The sequence below is a fragment of the Sphingobacterium wenxiniae genome (genome assembly GCF_900116225.1).
In the GTDB taxonomy this organism is placed as follows: domain Bacteria; phylum Bacteroidota; class Bacteroidia; order Sphingobacteriales; family Sphingobacteriaceae; genus Sphingobacterium; species Sphingobacterium wenxiniae.
This window is the reverse complement of sequence record NZ_FOZZ01000003.1, coordinates 217042-238580: the sequence shown is the minus strand read 5'-3', so window position 1 is coordinate 238580 and position 21539 is coordinate 217042. Positions and strand designations below refer to the sequence as shown.

At 42.2% G+C, this 21539-nt stretch carries 13 protein-coding genes; 6 read left to right on the top strand and 7 right to left on the bottom strand.

The genetic code is table 11. The features are described from left to right. The first annotated feature begins 31 nt into the window (after positions 1-31). Together BM375_RS05895 and BM375_RS05890 are read left to right on the top strand one after the other, a co-directional pair. A complete protein-coding gene (locus tag BM375_RS05895; protein WP_093364403.1) occupies positions 32-1144 on the top strand; it encodes an efflux RND transporter periplasmic adaptor subunit in 1113 nt (370 codons plus the stop codon). Between the two features lie 35 nt (positions 1145-1179). Further along, entirely contained in the window at positions 1180-5745 is a 4566-nt protein-coding gene (locus BM375_RS05890) for an efflux RND transporter permease subunit (protein WP_093364402.1), read from the top strand. Between the two features lie 2 nt (positions 5746-5747). Here BM375_RS05890 and BM375_RS05885 read toward each other — a convergent pair whose 3' ends face one another. From BM375_RS05885 to uvrA, 3 genes are all read right to left on the bottom strand, one after another. Continuing rightward, a complete protein-coding gene (locus tag BM375_RS05885; protein WP_093364605.1) occupies positions 5748-6047 on the bottom strand; it encodes a DUF2752 domain-containing protein in 300 nt (99 codons plus the stop codon). Between the two features lie 94 nt (positions 6048-6141). Further along, positions 6142-6639: a CD225/dispanin family protein gene (locus BM375_RS05880; protein ID WP_093364400.1), complete on the bottom strand. Its 498-nt coding sequence runs from the start codon at positions 6637-6639 to the stop codon at positions 6142-6144. 506 nt (positions 6640-7145) lie between these two features. Next, on the bottom strand, positions 7146-9998 hold the full coding sequence (uvrA, locus tag BM375_RS05875; protein WP_093364399.1) for an excinuclease ABC subunit UvrA: 2853 nt from the start codon (positions 9996-9998) through the stop codon (positions 7146-7148). Positions 9999-10160: 162 nt separating this feature from the next. Between uvrA and BM375_RS05870 the strand changes: the two genes are divergently transcribed. Beyond that, positions 10161-11207, top strand: coding sequence for a DUF2157 domain-containing protein (locus tag BM375_RS05870; protein ID WP_093364603.1), 1047 nt, complete (start codon positions 10161-10163; stop codon positions 11205-11207). On the opposite strand, the gene BM375_RS05865 is transcribed toward BM375_RS05870, so the two are convergent. From BM375_RS05865 to BM375_RS05855, 3 genes are all read right to left on the bottom strand, one after another. After that, complete coding sequence (locus tag BM375_RS05865; protein ID WP_093364397.1) at positions 11200-11616, bottom strand: OsmC family protein; 417 nt, start codon at positions 11614-11616, stop codon at positions 11200-11202. The genes BM375_RS05870 and BM375_RS05865 overlap by 8 nt on opposite strands. 95 nt (positions 11617-11711) lie before the next feature. Then, the gene (locus BM375_RS05860; RefSeq protein ID WP_244525836.1) at positions 11712-13019 is read right to left on the bottom strand and encodes an SGNH/GDSL hydrolase family protein; all 1308 of its coding nucleotides are present in this window, start codon (positions 13017-13019) and stop codon (positions 11712-11714) included. 5 nt (positions 13020-13024) lie between these two features. After that, entirely contained in the window at positions 13025-14245 is a 1221-nt protein-coding gene (locus tag BM375_RS05855; protein WP_093364394.1) for an OmpP1/FadL family transporter, read from the bottom strand. Between the two features lie 247 nt (positions 14246-14492). Here BM375_RS05855 and tpx point away from each other — a divergent pair, with 247 nt between their 5' ends. After that, positions 14493-14990 (top strand): thiol peroxidase, encoded by a 498-nt coding sequence (gene tpx / locus BM375_RS05850; RefSeq protein WP_093364392.1) that lies wholly within the window; start codon positions 14493-14495, stop codon positions 14988-14990. A 35-nt stretch (positions 14991-15025) separates the two neighbouring features. On the opposite strand, the gene BM375_RS05845 is transcribed toward tpx, so the two are convergent. Beyond that, positions 15026-16198, bottom strand: a complete 1173-nt coding sequence (locus tag BM375_RS05845; RefSeq protein WP_093364391.1) for a trans-sulfuration enzyme family protein — start codon at positions 16196-16198, stop codon at positions 15026-15028. Positions 16199-16499: 301 nt separating this feature from the next. On the opposite strand from BM375_RS05845, the gene BM375_RS05840 reads away from it, so the two are divergent. Together BM375_RS05840 and BM375_RS05835 are read left to right on the top strand one after the other, a co-directional pair. Beyond that, positions 16500-19727 (top strand): SusC/RagA family TonB-linked outer membrane protein, encoded by a 3228-nt coding sequence (locus BM375_RS05840; RefSeq protein ID WP_093364389.1) that lies wholly within the window; start codon positions 16500-16502, stop codon positions 19725-19727. 4 nt (positions 19728-19731) lie between these two features. After that, complete coding sequence (locus BM375_RS05835; RefSeq protein ID WP_093364388.1) at positions 19732-21423, top strand: RagB/SusD family nutrient uptake outer membrane protein; 1692 nt, start codon at positions 19732-19734, stop codon at positions 21421-21423. Positions 21424-21539 lie beyond the last annotated feature (116 nt).

Genomic DNA, 21539 nt, shown 5'->3' with positions numbered 1-21539 from the left:
TAATCATTTTTATTACAAACATAACGTTTACATGAAAACAGTTTCATTGTTATTCCCATTGATGGGATTGGCTTTGTTAGTAGGTAGCTGTACTGTGAAGAGTACAGAGAACACGGACAATAAATCCGAAATAATCCGTAAGGTTCCTGTCGTTGGGCTTACGGTGATGGATACAACCATCTATAAAGAATATATCGCCGATATTCAGGCGACTAAAAATGTTGAAATTCGTTCGAGACTGAGTGGTTTTCTTGAAAAAATCTATATCGATGAAGGCGGTATGGTGAAGGCCGGGCAAGTACTTTTCAAGCTAAATGATGAAGAATATAAAGCCGATTATGCACGGGCAGAAGCGCTGTTGAATATTGCCATTGCTGAAGCGAAGAAGGTGGAGTTGGAAAAGGAGAGAACCAAAAAATTGGTAGAGAAAAATATTGTGTCACAAACGGAGCAAGATTTAATTTCCGTACAACACAAAGCCGCTTTATCTAAAATCGAAGAGGCGAAAGCTGTTCTGAACCAAGCTCGGACGAAACTTGGTCAAACCCTTATACGTGCTCCATTCAACGGACGTATAGACCGTATTTTGCTAAAAGAAGGTTCACTGTTGGAGGAAGGTGCGTTGATTACCAATATCTCGGATCTACAGGCATTGAACGTGTATTTTGATATATCAGAGGGAGAATACTTAGATCTCGCCAGTGATTCTAATTTTAGCAGCAACAACTTTAAGAAAAGTGTGAAACTTATTTTAGCGAATGGGCAGGAATACCCACACACAGGTATTGCACAGATTGTGGAAAGTGAGTTCGAACCGAACACTGGCTCGATATCTCTTCGTGCAAAATTTCCCAATGCGGAAGGTTTGCTGAAACATGGTGCGTCTGGAAAAATTGCCGTACCTATCTCTACAGGAGATACCCGTTTTGTACATCAGAAATCTGTATTTGAAATTCAGGATAAAACCTATGTATATGTGTTGAATGATGATCAAACTGTGGAAATGATACCTTTTGAGGCAGGACAACGGGTAGGCCATTACTATATTGTTGAAGGTGGTCTGGAAGATGACCAGAAAATTGTATTTGAAGGTGTTCAAGGGCTACGCAATGGAATGAAAGTGGAGGCTGTAGATCCTAAATAATAGATTGACTATAACAATATTTTAGAAGAAAGTTCATGTTTGAAACCTATATAAAAAGGCCAGTACTCTCCTTGGTGATATCCTTATTTATCACGCTTTTGGGATTGCTGGCGCTATTCACATTACCGATTACACAGTTTCCGGATATTGTTCCGCCATCCGTGGTTGTTACGGCGAACTATACCGGAGCCAATGCCGAAGTAAGTACCAATGCCGTAGCCATTCCTTTAGAGCGTGCCATCAATGGTGTAGCAGGAATGACCTCTATGAATACTGTGACGACCAACAACGGAACAACGCTTATTCAGGTGGCCTTTAAAGTCGGCGTCGACCCGGATATTGCGGCGGTGAACGTACAAAACAGGGTAACTACGGTTCTGGACGAGTTGCCCGAAGAAGTTATCCGTGCTGGCGTTACCACAGAGAAAGAGGTCAACAGTATGTTGATGTACCTTAATATCTTTACCACCGATGAAACTGCCGACGAGCGCTTTATCTACAATTTTACGGATATTAATATCCTGAAGGAATTGAAGCGTATCGAAGGCGTGGGGTTTGCGCAGATCATGGGTATGCGTGATTATGCGATGCGTGTCTGGCTAAGACCTGACCGTTTAGCGGCCTATCAGATTTCCACGGATGAAGTGATTGAGTCTTTGCGTCGGCAGAATATTGAAGCGGCTCCCGGACAGACGGGAATAGGTTCTGATAAGACCATCAATATGCAGCAATATGTGTTGCGTTATCCAGGTAAGTTCTCCGAGCCTGATGAATATGCCAATGTACCGATTCGGGCGAATGCCGATGGATCGATTATCCGTATTAGAGATGTGGCTGATGTGGAATTTGGCTCGTTGGAGTATGAAATGTCATCAAAAACAGATGGCCGCCCTTCCGCTTCTATTATGATGAAACAACTTCCGGGATCAAATGCACAGGAAGTTATCCAACGCGTGAAGGATCGTATGGCAGAATTAAAAGAAGCGACCTTCCCTCCGGGCATGACCTACACGATGGGTTATGATGTGTCCCGTTTCTTGGATGCATCTATTTCCAGTGTCGTGAAGACCTTGATAGAGGCATTTATTTTGGTATTCTTAGTTGTATTTATTTTCCTTCAAGATTTTCGTGCAACGATTATTCCGATTCTTGCCGTTCCGGTGAGTTTAATTGGCGCACTTTTCTTTATGTTGATGATGGGATTCTCTATTAACCTATTAACCTTGTTTGCATTGGTACTAGCGATTGGTATCGTGGTGGATAATGGTATTGTGGTGGTAGAGGCCGTCTATGCAAAGATGGAAGATGAGCATCTTCCTCCAATGGAAGCTACGCTTGCAGCTATGAAGGAAGTTGGTTCTGCTGTTATTGCTATCACATTGGTGATGTCCGCCGTGTTCGTGCCTGTGGCTTTCCTTTCGGGACCAGTCGGGATATTTTATCGACAGTTCTCTTTGACACTGGCTGCAGCGATTGTTATCTCGGGTATCAATGCGCTTACGTTGACACCGGCATTGTGTGCGATTATATTGCGCTCACCGCATGATAAAAAAGAAACCAACAATTGGCTGGATAAGTTTTTTAGAAAGTTCAATAACTCTTATAACAAGACAGCAAATAGCTATCGCAATTTGCTGACGAAGATTGCAGGACGTCGCATGGTAACGCTTGCGATGTTGGCTGGCTTCTTTGTCCTGACTTGGGGAGCGAGTAGTGTATTGCCATCTGGATTTATCCCTACCGAAGATCAGGGGATGATTTATGTCAATGTGACTACGCCTCCCGGTGCAACGGTAGACCGTACCGAAAGTGTGTTGAATGAAGTGGATGAAATCTCCCGCAGCTTGGAATCCGTAGAAACGGTTTCTACTCTTGCTGGATATAGTCTTTTGACGGAAGTGTCCGGAGCATCTTATGGTATGGGAATGATTAACCTCAAAGGTTGGGAAGATAGAGATGAGACTGTAGACGATATTATGAAAGTGTTGCGAGAAAAGACGGCACATATTGCCGATGCTGAAATCGAATTCTTTCCTCCACCAACAGTGCCGGGTTTCGGTAATGCTGCCGGCTTTGAGCTTCGTCTATTGGATAGAAGCGGAAATGAAGATTTGAACAAAACCGCTGAAGTCGTTGAGCAATTCATCGCGGATCTGAATAGTTCCGAAGCTATTGAAGATGCATCGTCAAGCTTCGATGTGAGCTTCCCGCAATATATGCTGGAGATCGATTACGACATGGCAGCAAAAAAGGGTATTTCGGTAGAAAACGCTATGAATACGCTGCAGACATTGATGGGAAGTTTCTACGCTACCAACTTTATTCGTTATGGTCAGATGTATAAAGTGATGGTGCAAGCCGAACCACATTATCGTCAAAGACCGGAGGATGTATTAAATTTATTCGTCAAAACGAAAGATGGTGAGATGGTACCTTATTCTTCATTCATACAAATGAAACGTATTTATGGACCGGAGCAGATAACGCGGTATAATATGTTTACCTCTGCCATGATTAATGGTCAACCCGCTCCAGGATATAGTACAGGACAAGCCATCGAGACTGTGCAGAAATTGGCCGCAGAGCTACCTCAAGGATATGTGATTGAATGGGCGGGAATGACTCGTGAGCAGGTAATTTCGGGAAATCAGGCCGTGTATATTTTTGCATTGTGTTTGGTGTTTGTTTACCTTTTATTATCCGCCCAATACGAAAGCTTCCTGTTACCTCTCCCTGTTATTTTGGGTATTCCTCCGGGGATATTTGGTTCTTTCCTTTTCCTCAAATTGTTGGGGTTAGAAAATGATATTTATGCACAGGTAGCCTTAGTCATGTTGATTGGTTTATTAGGTAAGAATGCTATTCTTATCGTGGAGTATGCAGTATTGAAACAGAAACAGGGGATGGGTGTCTGGGAGGCGGCCATTGAAGGGGCTTATGTACGTCTGCGGCCTATTTTGATGACCTCTTTTGCGATTATTGCCGGATTAATTCCACTTATGATGGCGAGTGGTGCCGGAGCAATAGGAAATAGAACTATTGGTACGGCATCAGTAGGAGGGATGCTTATCGGTACATTGTTTGGTGTTATCCTTATTCCAGGACTGTTCGTCCTTTTCTCCAAAGGTAAGAAAGGGAAAAAGAAAGCTATTCCTGCTGCGGTGACTGTTTTAGTGATAGTGGCGTTTTTGGCATCTTGTAGTGTGCCCAAGAAATTAGATAAAAATGAGCATAAAGCACTTCCAGAACAGTTTGCAAAAGATAGTGCTATACAAGAGGCTGACACGATGAGTATAGCTTATCGACCTTGGAAGGAAGTTTTTACCGATCTGAAACTGAAGGAGCTTATCGACTCTGCCCTGGTTCATAATTATGATATTCAGCAGGCTATTCAGCGAATAGAAATTGCCCAAGCCAGTTTCAGACAACGAAAAGCCGCGCTTTTACCAAGCTTGGATGCGGCCGCAGAGGCTGGATTGCGCAAATATGGATTTTATACAGAGGCGGGTATTGGAAATTATGATTCCAACTTTTCTGAAAATCTGAAGGATGATGAAAAAATTCCTGAGCCTGCTGTCCCTGACTATTTTGTTGGTGTACGCGCATCTTGGGAATTAGATCTGTGGGGTAAAATCCGTAGTCAAAAACAGGCGGCCTTTCAAAACTTACTTGCTGAGAACGAGGCTCGCCGATTGGTAGAAACTGAAATCATAACAAATATAGCTTCTGCATATTACGAGCTGTTGAGTTTAGATGCTAAGATTAAAGTTTTTGATGATAATATTCGTCTAAATGAACAGGCATTGGAAATCACTGAGCTCCAGAAAGAAGCCGGACGTACTTCGCAACTAGCCGTACAACAGTTTAAGGCCTTTCTTGCCAGCTCTAGGGCTGAGCGTGAAAGGATGAAGCAAGAAATAACTGTCTTAGAGCATCATATAAACTATTTGGCTGGCCGGTTTAATGGGCCAATTGAACGTGATTCCCTGAGCTTTGCCGACCAAAGGCTGTTTGCAAAACTTGATGTAGGAGCGCCATTCCAGATGCTGGCTGCGAGACCGGATATCCGACAGGCTTCTTTTCAGTTAATAAGCGCAGAGCAGGATGTTAAAGCTGCGCGTGCTTCTTTCTTGCCTTCTGTCGTTCTTTCTCCTTATGTTGGTCTTCAGACCTTTAGCTTTAATAAATTGGTTGATTTCGATAAGTCATTGACTTACGGTCTGCTGGGAGGATTAACTGCCCCCATCCTCAATCAACGGCATTTAAAGAGTCAGTATGATACATTTAAGGCTATGTATGGGCTGAATTTTTTAGAATATGAAAAAAGGGTATTAAATGCGTATAACGAAGTGTCCAATGCCGTTAAAACCCAAGAACATATTCAGCAAAGAGAGCATTATATCAGTGAACAGGTCGAAGCATTGAAAGGTGCTGTCGATGCTGCAAATGAATTGTTTATTGCCGGTCGGATCTCGTATCTGGAAATTATCACTGCTCAAAAAGATGCTGTAACAGCGGCTCTGGATAAGGTAGAAATACAGAAAGAGGAACTTCTGAATGAGATTGTTATCTACAAAGCCCTGGGAGGGGGATGGCAATAAAATTAGTGTATATTCCGGATAACGGAATAGATTAGGAATACAGAGCCAAATATCTTAATGGCGGAATCTCCGAAAAGGATTTTCCGCCATTTTAGTTGTTTTGCGGTTGGGTGCTTTATAAGGCGAAAACCTAAGCCAAGTGCAATATATGGAATGGCAGGGATAAGCAAAGCATTCTGATGAAAGGCTTCTTGAAATTCACCATTCAGTAGGTAATGTATAGCACGCTGAGAGCCACAACCGGCACAGTCCAATCCTGTGCAGACTTTTAGGGGGCATTTCGGAAACCAGGTGTGCTCCATAGGGTTGAAGTTGCGGTATATATATAGTATACCAACCCCTACCACAACAGCACAGCTGACCCAAATGTTTTTATATTTATTCGTGGCTATATGCTTAATAGCTTCCTCCCTCCAATAAAGCCATAAATATTGCTGTTCCGAAGAAAATGAATTGTAAAATATACAATGCAATGGTAACACCTACATTGATCCATAACCATTTTTTAGCATTGGCAGAATCATTCTCTGCCCCAATAGTATCGCCGGAATAGAATTTCTTTTCCACTCGCGAAGCGTAGACAATGGAAACAATGCCTAAAGGGAGACAACAAAAGATGGTGGTAATGATAGTCTCTATAAGATAGTTCTTTGGTGGTTGTGCATTTGGTAATGAAGGGGCGTTGGAATATGGATTCGTATAGTAGGGAGCCGGATTTGCGAGGTCGGTGTGAGCGAATAGCGAAGCAAGTTCAGGAACTTCTTTTGCTTTAACCCAATTAGGAAAACCCGCTTCCCACACAAAGGTGTCTGGCGTCAGCCCTTTGTGTGCTAACTCCTCTATGCTGAATGGCCCAAAGCTGTTGGTCCCATCGGAGTAGTGATATTTTTTCATTTATAAAAGGATATGTTGTGATAAATATAGGGAATTAGTTTGTATTATGCGATAAAGAAAAAGGCTCTCAATCGGGGAGATTGAGAACCTTTCTAAAACCAATTATTAACCTAAATTATGAAGCCTAATATAATACAAGCATTATGCCAAAAAATTAATTGTACACCGTGAAATGTTCCATTTCAGTTGTGTGATATGATTTTATACTTATTGGCGGGGTCTCGTATAAATTATATTCTACTATGAAAATAAGTGCTATAGCTACTAAGAACATGAGTATACTAAGATAGGCTGAACGTACAGCTGTTGGCATACTTTGAATATAGGATAGAACTTTTTCCATAGTTATTGTTTACAAAATGTATATAAAGATAGTGCTAAATATTATCTCAAACGACTAAAATTTTAAAACGCTACAGCCTATAGGCTTTTTTATAGTTTATGTTTGTAGTTTTTTTACTACAACGTGTATGTAAAAACAGTCAACTTTTTATGTGCTCCATTTATTAGTTTGTCATCTCTAATCTCAGAAACCTTGCAGTTTCGTTGTTTTTCTGTTTGATAAGGTCCTCTGGAATACCAGAAAACATGAGCTTACCGCCATTTTTGCCCCCTTCGGGTCCCATATCGATAACCCAGTCTGCCGTTTTGATGACATCGAGATTATGTTCGATAATCAAGACCGTGTTACCTCTGTCTGTTAGCCTATTGATAACGCCCAACAAGACATTGACATCTTCAAAATGTAAGCCAGTAGTTGGCTCATCCAAAATATAGAACGTATTACCTGTATCTTTTTTGGAAAGTTCCGTAGCCAATTTAACACGTTGCGCCTCGCCACCGGAAAGCGTAGTGGAAGATTGTCCTAAGGTAATATACCCTAATCCAACATCTTGTAAAGTCTTTATCTTACGATAGATGGAAGGGATATGCTCAAAGAATGTAACAGCCTCGTCAATACTCATGTCCAACACATCCGAGATGGATTTGCCACGATAGCGCACTTCCAACGTCTCTCTGTTATAACGCTTACCTTGACAGGTCTCACAAGGAACCTGCACATCAGGAAGGAAATTCATCTCGATGATTTTCATTCCTGCACCCTGGCAAGTTTCGCAACGGCCACCTTTTACGTTGAAAGAGAAGCGACCAGGCTTATAGCCTCTAATCTTTGCCTCGGGAAGCTGCACGAAAAGTGTACGGATATCCGAGAACACTCCCGTGTACGTGGACGGGTTGGAACGAGGTGTACGACCAATTGGACTTTGGTCTATTTCAATAACTTTGTCAATATGTTCCAGGCCGTCAATACTTTTATAAGGGAGCGGTGCTGCCTTGGCACGGAAGAAATGGTGATTGAGAATTGGGTATAGCGTGCCCGTGATAAGACTGGACTTCCCCGACCCTGATACGCCTGTCACCAATATAAGCTTCCCTAAGGGAAAGTCGACTGAAACATTTTTTAGGTTGTTTCCTTTTGCCCCTTTTAGTGATAATAGCTTGCCGTTTCCCTCTCTGCGTGTGGCAGGAATAGCGACTTCTTTATCTCCATTAAGGTAACTGGCCGTAAGTGATTTTGCTTTTAGTATCTCTTTCGGTGTACCTTGTGCGACAACTTTGCCACCATGTACACCGGCTTCCGGTCCCATGTCAATAACATAATCAGCATGCAAAATCATGTCCTTATCGTGTTCAACGACAAGAACCGAATTCCCGATATCCCGGAGGTTTTTCAACGAGTTGATTAATCGTTCGTTGTCACGTTGGTGCAGACCAATGCTTGGTTCATCTAGAATATAAAGCACATTGACCAATTGAGAGCCAATCTGTGTAGCTAAGCGGATACGTTGAGCCTCTCCGCCCGAAAGAGTCTTGGAAGAGCGGTCAAGTGTCAAGTAATTTAAGCCAACATCCAAGAGGAAGCCTATGCGTGCACGTATTTCTTTGAGTATTTCCGCAGCAATCGTGTTTTGTCTTTCGTTTAATCGGCCTTCAATGTTGTCAAACCATTCGTATAAGGCTGAAATGTCCATGGTTGCAAGTTCGTGGATATTTTTACCATCAATCTTAAAGTGCAAAGATTCTTTTTTGAGTCTTGCCCCCTTACATGTTGGACATGCTACTTTTGTTCGAAATTCATCCAAACTAGAATTGTCGTGATGCCCTTTACCACTCAATTCTTCTAATAATCGGAAGATACCAAAGAACTGGGTTGTGTATTCCCGTGCTCCGTAGCTTCCGTAAGAAACGGTTAAGGACAACGGTTCTTCACCTCCAAACAATAAGAAATCTATCTGCTCTTCGGTTAATTTTTCGATAGGTGCAGTTAGAGAAAAATCTAACTTCGTTGCTACTGCCTTGATAACTTGAAAAGTCCAGGATTCCCGAGATTCGCCCAGTGGTACAATACCACCTTTTTGTATGCTCAACTTGCGGTTAGGGATAACAATATTCTTATCGATTTCAAAGATATAACCTAAGCCGTCACATTTCGGACAAGCTCCATAAGGCGAATTGAAAGAGAATGTGTTTGGTTGGGGTTCGTCATAAGATAAACCTGATTCCGCATCCATGAGATAACGGCTGAAAAAATGTTCTTTATTCTCCTTGTTGGCAATCTTTATGATGCCTTTAGCTGTTTTCATAGCCTGCATGACCGAGGTGTACAACCTTTTTCGGTCGCCTTCATTTGCATACAGCCTATCGACTACAATTTCTATATCATGGATTTTATAGCGGTCTACTTGCATTTTTGGAACGATGTCCAAGATCTCACTATCTACCCGTACTTTCGTGTATCCCTGCTTACGTATCTGTTCAAATAATTCACGGTAATGGCCTTTACGTCCTTTTACGACCGGTGCCAAAACGTATATCGGCTCATCCTGAAATTCTTCAAGGATTTTTTCGACCACCTGCTCTTCCGACATGCGTTGCATGGGTTTTCCGGTTACATAAGAATAGGCATCTGCGGTTCGGGCATATAGCAAACGCAAGAAATCGTAAATCTCCGTGATAGTCCCTACAGTAGAGCGTGGATTTTTATTTGTAGTTTTCTGCTCAATGGAAATCACCGGGCTTAGCCCTGAAATTTTATCGACATCCGGGCGCTCCATACCACCTAAAAATTGACGACTGTAGGCCGAGAATGTTTCCATATAGCGGCGTTGCCCTTCTGCATAAATTGTATCAAATGCCAAAGAGGATTTACCACTGCCACTCAAACCAGTTATGACTACTAATTCGTTGCGTGGAAAGGCAACATCAATGTTTTTAAGGTTGTGTACGCGTGCGCCGTAAACTTCTATTTCGTTTTGTTCAACTAAGTCTATGTGATTTTGCTGTTCGGCAGAGCTCATGTTTTCTCCTGATTTTTATGCAAGATACAAAGGTACAGTTTTTTAAACGGACAGCACTACCTTGGACATAATGAAATGCTAATTTTTGATTTTGTTATGATATGAAAATACTTTGGCGAGTATTTTGTACTTTGTTTGACGAAAACTTAGAAGCAATTGAAATTGAAAAAACTGGATTTAAGCAGGAATGAGAAGCAAACAGTCGAAGATGCGCTCCAGCATTGGCAGGAGAATAATTTGCTGTCGGCAGAACAAGTGGAAGCACTAAAGGGCAATATCGATGAAAAAGGCTTTGAATGGAAAACCTTGGCGCGTTATGCTTTTTGGATCGCACTGGTATCTTTGGTATTTGCTGTATTTTCGCTCTTTGCAGACGATGCCTTGATTCGTTTTGTCGAAAGATTTTACGAAACACCCAATATCGTGTTCTGTCTGTTTTTCGGGGCGTTGGCTACGGGGTTCTATTTCCTGGGGTTCAGAAATAAAAAACGCTACCCGGACAAAACCTTTTCCAATGAAACCCTGATGCTGGCCGGGGCATTTGCAACGGCAGCATGCGTAGGATTTTTGGGACAGGTACTGGATAGAAACACCAGCCATTTCACATTATCATTCTTGTTGTCGATTGTTATATATGCTGTGTTAGCGATTAAGCTGCAATCCAAGTTGCTTTGGGTGTTTATGCTTATTGCCCTGGGCATCTGGTTTGCAACAGAAACAGCTTATCATAGTGATTGGGGTTTTAAATTTTGGGGGATGAACTACCCTTTGCGCTTTACGCTCTTCGGTCTGTTGGTAACGGCTTTTTCGTTGTGGGGACAGCCTAAAATTCAGCGTTTACAACCATTTCAGTCTACAAGTTATGTCGTTGGCTTATTATATACTATGATTGCACTTTGGTGCTTGTCTATTTTTGGTAACTACGATAGTTTTGATAGCTGGACAGAAGTGAGACAGTATCATATCTTTTATTGGGGCGTGCTGGCTGTTTTGCTTTCTTTGGGTGTGGCACTTTATGGCATGAAAACTAAAGATAATGCCACGCGGGATATAGGTTTCGTTTTCTTTATACTGAACCTGTATACCCGCTTTGTGGAATATCTTTGGGATAATATCAATCGCACGATTTTCTTCCTGATTCTAGCTGTTTCCTTTTGGTTTGTCGGGAGGTGGGCTGAGAAGATTTGGCGGAAGAAAGATGCTAATTGATGCGTATGCTGTAGCTGATGTCTATGCCACCTGCGGCAAGCATGTCATGTACCGAGCAATATTTTTTGACAGCTAACTCTGCTGCTTTTTGTGCTTTTTCTTCATCGATTTTCCCTGATAGGGTAAAGGCGATGTGGATTTTGGTGAATACATTTGGAATTTCTTCCCGGCGCTCACCGGAAACTTCTACCTGCACATCCTGGAGGTCTTGGCGTTGTTTCTTTAAAATAGTTGTTAAGTCAAAAACGCTGCAAGAACCCAATGCCATCAATACCAGCTCCATTGGGCGTACACCTTTTCCTTCGCCTCCGATACCTTCGGAACCGTCAATGTTTACTTTAATATCAGATAGTTCGCTGGATGCCTCAAAGTGTACAGCATCGTTTTTACGTTGTAAATGAACTTTCATGTTTCTATTTGTTGATTTTTGCTCAAACTTACGTAAAAAACAGCAATAGGCAATAAGCGTTGCTTTACATTACTTAAAGTCTATTGCTTCTGTATTTATGGGAATTTCACCCCACGGTATTGTGCCGCATCGACTTTCGAAAGTTTACTGCCGTATTTGGCATTAATGGCCTCAATAAAAAGGTTGGCAATAAGCGCATTGCCCATCGGGGTTAAATGTACTCCGTCGAGTGAAAACGCATTGCCCGTGATAAAGGAAGCGTTAACTCCTATTCCATTGTAGAGAATACCCGGATTTTTAACCTTGTTAAGGTAAGCATGTGCATCTGCCAATGCCAAACCTTTACTTTCTGCCGCAGATTTGATGATCTTGTTAAATTCGTTCACGCGTGTAGAAACTTCTACAATTTCATCCTTGTCCAACACAAACTTATCGTGCAATGGGTTCTGTGGAATTAAGCCGTAGCCCGGTATACCATTGCTAACCTTGCCTAATGTATCTGTCGGGAATGTAAGCCCGAATAAATCCTGCTCTGTGGCTTCACGAACTCCAGCTTCTGTTTGTATATAGACCTTCGTATAAGCACCTCCTGTAGATGCCGTAATGCCGGCTACAATACGTGCTGTTGTTACCGTATTGAAGAAAGGGATAGCCGTCACATCAGGAATAGTCGCGACAACGCCCTTTTGCCCTTTTTCAGTTAGCTTGTTAATAAAATCATTGTACAGCTTGTTGAAAGTAGCCGTCTGCGTTAATGCAGATGTTGGCCCCTCTGTGAAAGCGCCGTTGGTAGCGTAGCCAAGAGCATCGTTATTACCAAGCCAGAAGCTAAAGAAAGTATATTCCTGACTGGTGACATGCCCAAAATAGGTTGTTTCTGGCGGTGTATTGTCCGGTAGTAAACGCTCAAAATAAGGATTCCCTAGAACAGAGCCTATACCTGGAGCAAAAGCCATATCGAGACGCATTCCGGGAACACCAAAATTGTGGATTTGATCCGTGTATTTCGTGTATAAAGGAGCGCCATTTGGGTTTAGCCCACGAATAGCGAGGTTGTTGGTTACATTTTCCATTACAGGCAGGCCATCCACCAGTGCTTTTAAGCTTAGATAACCGGATCCGTTGTGTTGTTCTTGACTAAAAAACGGGGTTTTAAATTCACCACCACCCACAGCTTTCAGCTGTTCCGCAATAAGATTGGGATAAGCCACTTGTTGGCCTTCCAGATAAAGTCCCCCATCGGCAAAGCCTGCTGTAAGGGAGTTGCCTATAGCTATGTATTTGGAGAAATTAGCCTGACCAGCAGAAGATGAAGGACTTTCGATGTCGGGAGCGCAGGAGCTAACAAAAACAACTGCTGCTGCGCTGATAGACCATTGAATATTTTTAAGTATGTTTTTCATGTGAATTACCATTTATAGGTTAACGATAGACCCGGTGCGTGGATATAGGTTTTATAGGTTCCTGTTAGACCTGAATTCGCGCTGCTCACTGTGCGTTCAAAAAGCTGTTGCATAACATACGCTCCTGTAATATCCCACTTATCGTTAATATCATAAGTAAATCCTACCGAAGCCATGAATCGATTGTTATCTGGTGTTTCTGGTGAAACATACGGGCCTCTGACAGGTGAATATACATAGCCCGTTCCAGCACGTAAAGCCAAGGTTTCAGAAGCTTTATAATTAATACCGATTTTTCCGGAAAAAGCATTTTCATATTTCTTGATTTGACGTGTGTCCTGTAACGTAGGTGTATTGTCCTTGTAATCAAATACCAATTCTTTATAGATGTCATAGCCGATAATGCTGGCATCTGCCGCAATATCTACTTTCTCTCCAACAGGGATGCTTATGCCAAAGTTGAACGTTGCAGGAAGAGGTAGCTCAGAGCTAAAGGTCGTGTTTGGGAAAGATGCTGCCAAGCCCGCCGGGACTGTAAATTTAGCATCGCCATCTTTTAGTTTGGTGATTACACTTGAGCGGTAGCTTAAGGAGATCGCCACATTGTTTTCCAGATGGTAATGCACACCAACATTAAAGCCCATTCCCGTTCCTGTACCTGAAAGTTCAGCTTGTCCCGCAACACCTGCAGCATCCGAAACGGGGATAGAGCGGGTGAGGTCTACAAGTCCAATATTGTACACAAAACCACCTCCGATACCGAAATTTTCTGTTATTTTGAAGCTTAAGGTAGGCTGTATGTAGATGGCACGTAGCTGCAAATGATTCAGCTCATATTTACCGGGCCAATCTGTTCCCCAATCTACCGAACCGCCGAAAGGTGTATAAACCCCAATCCCTGCTTTCCACCAAGACTCTTTTGGCCCAAATGTGGCAAAAACCGAAAAAGGAGGAGATATTTTGAATTTGGTATGGTGCACATCGTTGCTGTTGATCTCGCGAAAAGCAGAACGATACATCACAGCACTTCCTCCGATGGAAATAGCATTGTTTTCTACTTTGGAAAGTGCTCCCGGATTGTAAAATATAGAAGACTCGTCAACAAAGAGCGCCGAACCAGCTCCTGACATCCCAACAGCCTTTTGTCCTTGGGTGTTAACCTGTGACCCTTGCGCCCAAACTAAACAAGGGCTGGCCAATAATAAACCGAGTAATAATCTTTTCATAAAATGACTTTTATTTGCCCATGTTTTAAAACATAGTTTATAATTCTATGCTAACATAGTATTTTTGAGTTGAACAAACAAATTTTTTTCCGAAATATTTTTCTGAATAAATGTATCAAAAAAACTATCCTTTGCTATTTTATTACAACAACAAAACTGTTTTTGTCATTATGTATTCTATGATGAAATTTGGGTAACTATAGATATTATTCGTATCTTCACAGATAAACAAAAAAGAAGTAAAACCATGGCTAATATTACATTTAAAGGCGGGGCGATCCACACGCAAGGTGAATTGCCAGCAGTTGGGTCTGTTGCTCCAGAATTCAAGCTGACCGGAGGCGATTTGTCTGAAAAATCTTTGGCAGATTATAAAGGAAAACGTGTTATTCTAAATATCTTCCCAAGTGTAGACACAGGGACTTGTGCGGCTTCGGTTCGCCATTTTAATCAAAAGGCGGCAGGTTTGGACAATACCGCGGTATTGTGTATTTCCAAAGATCTTCCTTTTGCACAAGGGCGCTTTTGTGCGGCTGAAGGTATTGAGAACGTGGCCACACTTTCGGAATATAAAGACAGCAACTTCTCGGAAGCCTATCAGTTGAAAATTGTTGACGGGCCATTGGCGGGTTTGCTAAGCCGTGCGGTAGTCGTCATTGATGAGCAGGGAAAAGTGGTGTACACGGAACAAGTTGCGGAAATAACGGATGAACCGAATTACGATAAAGCACTGGCAGTATTGTAATAAAATAATAAAGGGGCTTAGCCCCTTTATTGTTTTTATTTTGTCGCTTCCAAAGCTTGCAGCACATCGCCAATGATGTCTTCCTTATCTTCCAAACCGACAGACAGCCGAACAGTACCTGGTGTGATGCCTAAATTTAACCGTTCATCTTCCGTTAGTTTGGCGTGCGTGGTTGTTGCAGGGTGCGTAGCAATAGAACGCACATCCCCTAAATTTGAAGTGTAAAGAATCATTTCCAATTTATCCAAAAACCTAAACGCTCTTTCTTTGCCACCCTTTACTTCAAAAGTAACAATTCCTCCACCGGCCTTCATTTGCTTTTTCGCCAATTCATATTGTGGGTGAGAAGGTAGGAACGGATATTTTACATGCACGATTTCACCGTGTTCTTCCAATGTTTCTGCCAATGCCAAGGCATTGCTACAATGTCTGTCCATACGAAGGGCCAGTGTGTCTAAACTTTTGGATAGTGTCCAGGCATTGAATGCGGACATTGCCGGTCCGGTGTGTCGAATGAAAAACATGAGCTCATTGATCAAATCTTGTTTCCCGACGATAACGCCACCCAAGACTCGACCTTGACCATCCATATATTTCGTTGCAGAATGTAGGGAAAGGTCAAAACCATATTGCAAAGGCTTTTGTAAGTAAGGTGTCGCAAAACAGTTATCGATGATAAAGATGATGTGTGGATATTTTTGTTTTAGATTACCCAAAAACTCCAAATCTGCCAACTCTAATCCCGGATTAGAAGGTGACTCCAAGAAAATAATCTTGGTATTGGGTTGTATGGCTTTCTCCCATGCTTCGTTGTCTACAGCATTTACATAGCTAGTTGTCACGCCCCAACGTGGAAATAGTTCGGTGAACAACTGATGGGTTGAGCCAAAGATAGCTCCTGCAGAAACGATGTGGTCGCCGCTGCGGACAAATCCGGCAAAAGAAGCAAATACAGCGGCCATACCCGATGAAAAGGCTAAACCGTCTTCGGCGCCTTCCATGATGCAGACCTTATTGATGAATTCAGTTGTGTTCGGGTTGGAATATCGGGAATATATCGTGCCTTCTTCTTCGCCTGCAAAAACAGCCCTACCTTGCTCAGCGCTATCAAAAATAAAGCTGGATGTTAAATATAAAGGTACAGAGTGTTCTCGGGTGGTTGAGCGAGGTGCTTGTTCCCGAATGATTTTAGATTGATCTTTTTTCATGATGAGCAAATTTAAGGCATAGCCTACTATTTTATGTATTTTTTTTGTGATTTATTAAAAATCATTTATGATAAGTGAGCAGAATTCAACCGCAATTTTACGGTTCATATTTACGATGGTAGCTAACAACTATAATAAAAGAGATATTCTTAGCGATAAACAATGAAGTATTTTTTTATGAAATTACATTAATGTTTAATGTGTATGGTAAAATCGTTTATATATTGGGTAATTATATTAAATAATAATGGAGGTTGGAGTAATATATTTGTAGAATACTAAAATTTTAAACCTTAAAACCATGAAACAAACTTATAAGCAAAAGAAGTTGCTGTTTCGGAAGAATTTATGGAGCAAGACGCTTAGTGTCTCTCTGTTATCTTCCTTTTTACTTGGCGATCCACAAACCATACTTGCTAATGGTACAACAATTCATGAGCAAAACGTGCAACAAACATTGGCTGGACAAGTGGTGGATACCGAAGGAAACCCACTCGTCGGCGCAACTGTGCGTGTGCTGGATTCAGATGCTACAGCAGCTACTGACGGAGAAGGCCGGTTTCAGATTGCAGTTAGTGTCGGTTCGATTCTTGAGGTACGTATGGTAGGATTCAAACAATTTACCTCCTCTATCCGTTCGCAAGAAACCATCAAAGTCGTGCTCGAACCTGAGAATAACTCGCTGGATGAAGTGGTCGTTGTCGGATATGGTACTAATAGAAAAGCTAATCTTACGGGTGCAGTATCTTCTGTTAGTTCGGAAGCACTTGAAGGACGTTCAATAACGAATTTAGGCCAAGGTTTACAGGGAGCTGTCCCAAATCTTAATGTAACCACGGGTGACGGTAGACCGGGGTCTACATCATCCTTTAATATCCGTGGATACAACTCGCTAAATGGAGGGTCGCCGTTGGTCCTTGTGGATGGTGTACAAATCGACCCTAATCAAATCAATCCGGACGATGTAGCTAGTGTTACCGTGTTAAAAGATGCTGCTTCCGCAGCGATATACGGTGGACGGGCAGCATATGGAGTTATTTTAATAACGACCAAAAGCGGGAAGTATGAATCTCCTACACGTGTGTCTTACTCATTAAACCAATCATTTGCCAGGCCTACCGTATTACCGGATCTTGTCAACTCCTTGGACTATGTAACGATGTACCGCGAGGCAGACCGAAATGGCCGTCTATCGGGTGGCGCCACAGGCTCGGATGTATTTACGGACTTGGATATTGAAAAAATAAAGAATTATTTAGCAAATCCAATACCCGAAAACGCAGTATACATCGATCCGAATGACCCTTCTCGTTACCGTTATGTTGGGAATACAAACTGGATGAAAGAAATGTTTCCAGGTTGGCAGCCAATGAGTCAACATGATCTATCTTTATCGGGAGGGAGTGAGAAAATTTCATATTATTCCTCGTTAGGGGCATTGACACAAAAAGGGCTCTTTGAGGCCGCTGATCAAAAGTTCAATCGTTATAACGGTAATCTCGGTATTAATGTAAAAGCGACCGAGTGGTTAGAGCTTTCGGGGAAAATGCGGTTCAATCGCAAAGAGGATGATCGTCCTGGAACTACGTCTAGATATGATATTCTAGGCGACCGGGTGTCGGATGATGTCCGTCCGATTATGCCTATTCGTCACCCAGATGGCAATTATTCAGGGCAAGGCAGTTTCACAAACCCGTTTGCACTCATCGAAAACAACGGAAGAAACAGATTCAAGTCCGACGATATATGGTTAACAGGAGGATTTACGTTGAAGCCACTCAAAAATTTTCAGATCGTGGGCGATTTGACATGGAATTCCTATCATTATAACAGAAAGTCAAATACTAAATCATTTTATGAATATGGTGCAGTTCCTGCGGGAGGCGATATTGCCGACCCAACGCAAGCGGCATTGTTAGGGCTTTATCCACACAATAACCCAGCCTTTGTACAAGAGCAAAATATGCACGATATCTATTCTGCTATAAATTTGTATGCACAATATGAAAATACTTTTGGTAAACACTATTTAAAGGTGATGGGCGGATACAATCAGGAATATAAAAAGAACGAATCTTTTAATCTTCAGGTCAAAAATCTGTTGAATCAGGACTACCCCTTTGTTAATCTGAATAACGATGAGAAGCCACTGGTCGGATCAACTATAGGCGATTGGGCACTTATTGGTCAGTTTTTCCGCGTCAATTATACTTTTGATAACAAATATTTGATCGAAGTGAATGGTCGTTATGACGGTTCCTCCCGCTTCGCAGCAGACAACAGGTATGTATTCAGCCCTTCTGTTTCTGCAGGTTGGCGTCTATCCGACGAATCTTTCATGAATTTTGCAAAACCGCTATTCAACGACATCAAATTGAGAGGTTCATATGGACAGCTGCCTAACCAAATGCTAGGAACAAATTATCCATATATTGCGACTATGCCTTACGGAACCACGCAATATATCTTCGGAGATGCTCAGCAGACTTATATTACAGCTCCAGGGCTTGTAAGTTCAAGTTTTTCATGGGAAAAGGTCTCAACAAGCAACTTCGGTTTAGATTTTACTATGTTTAATAATCGTTTAACTGGAGCTTTCGACATCTATCGCCGGGACACTAAAGGCATGATTGTGCGAGGAGTAGCCTTGCCGGCCATCTTGGGCACGGGAGCGCCAAACCGTAATGCGGCCGATCTAAAGACCAACGGCTGGGAAGTAGAGCTTTCTTGGAGAGATCAACTGGAAAGTGGTTTCCGCTACTTTGCCAACTTTAACATGAGCGATAATAGAGCAGAAATAACAAGGTATGACCTTAATCCTACTGGAAGCTTGGGGGACTATTATGTCGGTCGGAAAATTGGCGAGATATGGGGTTATACATCTAATGGTCTCTATGCCACGGATGAAGAAGCCGCTCAATTGGATAAGAGCCGTATCTGGGGCGGACAATGGCTGGCTGGAGACGTTCGATTTGCTGATTTAAACAATGATGGAGCCGTCAATAACGGGCTAAACACTTTGAATGATTCGGGAGATCTTCGTGTTATCGGAAATGATCAGCCGCGTTACAACTATGGTTTGCGTTTAGGAGGAGAATATAAAAACTTTGACCTGACTGTCTTTCTACAAGGCGTAGGAAAGCGCGACGTTATGTTGGGGGGAACTTATTTCTGGGGATTTACCAGTGAATGGTCTGTTCCGACAACGGCTTCGTTGGATTATTGGACAGAAGAAAATCCAAATGCTTATTTCCCTCGGCAGCGTTTTGGTGGCGGTGGAAACTTCCAAACGCAAACGCAATATTTACAGGATGCTTCGTACTTACGGATCAAACAGTTGACATTAGGTTATACATTGCCGTCGGCTATTTTGCAGAAGGCAAAGCTTTCAAAAGTACGCTTTTATCTAACTTCAGAAAATCCGTTCGTATGGACAAAAATGTTTGAAAGCTATGACCCCGAAAAAATGGATCGTATGGCTTATCCGATTCAAAAAACATTTGCTTTTGGTCTTCAATTAAATCTCTAATCTCATGAAATTTCACAAATTAACGATATACGTAGCATTAGCTACGCTCTGCCTTCAAGGCTGTAAGAACGACGGATTCCTAGATCGATTCCCGCAGGATCAATTTAGTGAGCCTACTTATTTCCAATCAGAAAATGATTTAAAGCTTTATGCGAATAAGTTTTATGACAATTTGCCACTCGCGGCTAATTTCGATGCGGATAACAATTCGGACAATATGGTTCCACGATCGCAGGACGCTCTGTTAAGCGGAACGTTTGCTATTCCAAGTACAGGCGGCGGCTGGGCGGCTGCCGACTGGTTGCTGATTCGCCAATGCAATTATTTTTTAGAGCGTTATCAGAGAGCACAAACAGCAAATGCGGAAATGTATGCTGCAGAGGTACGCTTTTTCAGAGGTCTCTTTTATTGGCAGAAGGTGGCCCGCTTTGGTGATGTGCCATTGGTGCTCAGAGATCTAGACGATTCTTCAGAAGAACTTTTCGGTTCGCGGATGGATCGTAATGTAGTCATGGACCAAGTACTAGAAGATCTGCAGTTCGCAGTCAACAATCTGCCAGAAAATGGAACGGAACAAGCAGGTAGACTGCACAAAGATGCGGCGAGAGCATTGTTATCCCGTATAGGACTTTGGGAAGGTACTTATCGGAAATACCATGCGTTGGGTAATGAGCAAGAACCTCTACAATTATCGTTAAGTGCATCCGAACAACTTATGCAATCTGGAAGATATAGCCTGTATTCAACAGGAAAACCGAATGAAGATTATTATAATTTATTTATTCAGCAGGATCTTAATGGAAATCCGGAGAATATCCTTCACAGGTCGTATGTATTGGGGGTAAGTACGCAAGGGTATACCCGTACAGCGACAGAAAATAACACAGGAGTGAGCAAAGCATTTGTGGAACAATATCTTTTCAAAGACGGAAATCCCGTTGCCACTACAACATATACATACGATGATTCAAGACCTGATCTGGAACTCCTAAACAGGGACGCACGGTATATACAAACAATCGCTACGCCAGACTTTGTTTGGAGAAAAGGAGAGGGCGTGCCAGAACCTTTAAAAACAGGGTTACCTGCTATCGGAACATCACGTACAACGACGGGTTATTGGTTGATTAAGGGGCGTTCAAGTGATTTGGCCCAATTTAATGCTAGTCAGTCAGATATTGATGCATTTATCTTCCGCTTCGGAGAGGTATTATTAAACTATGCTGAAGCAAAATACGAATTGCAAGGGGATTTATCACAACAGGATTTGGATATCAGTGTGAATCTTTTGCGTGCCCGAGTTGGTATGGTTTCTCTGACTGTAAATGTGGCAGCCGACTCAAATGGATTAGATTACGGTTACCAAATTTCTGCTCTACTTCGTGAAATCAGACGGGAGCGACAAGTAGAACTAATTGGTGAAGGTTTGAGATTCCTAGATATTCTGAGATGGAAAGCCGGTAAACTTATTGAGAATCCGAAAACAATCAAAGGGATGAAGCTCACTGCAGCACTAAGGAATGAGTATCAGCAAAATGGCAACGATGTTTCTTCAGTAATCACGGACGCACAGAATTATATTGTTATTTACAGCAATATAGCAAATGCACGCTCCTGGGATAACAAATATTATCATTATCCAATACCTGTAGATCAGATTAACCTAGCTGGGTATTCTCAAAATCTGGGTTGGTAATTTTTTTGTTGTATCATCTCAACAGATAACGATAGATGCTGTCTTCTTATGCTTATGGCCGCGAATTTAGGAGACAGCATCTAATAGATTGTATCTGAGATTCATGACGCCGCTTA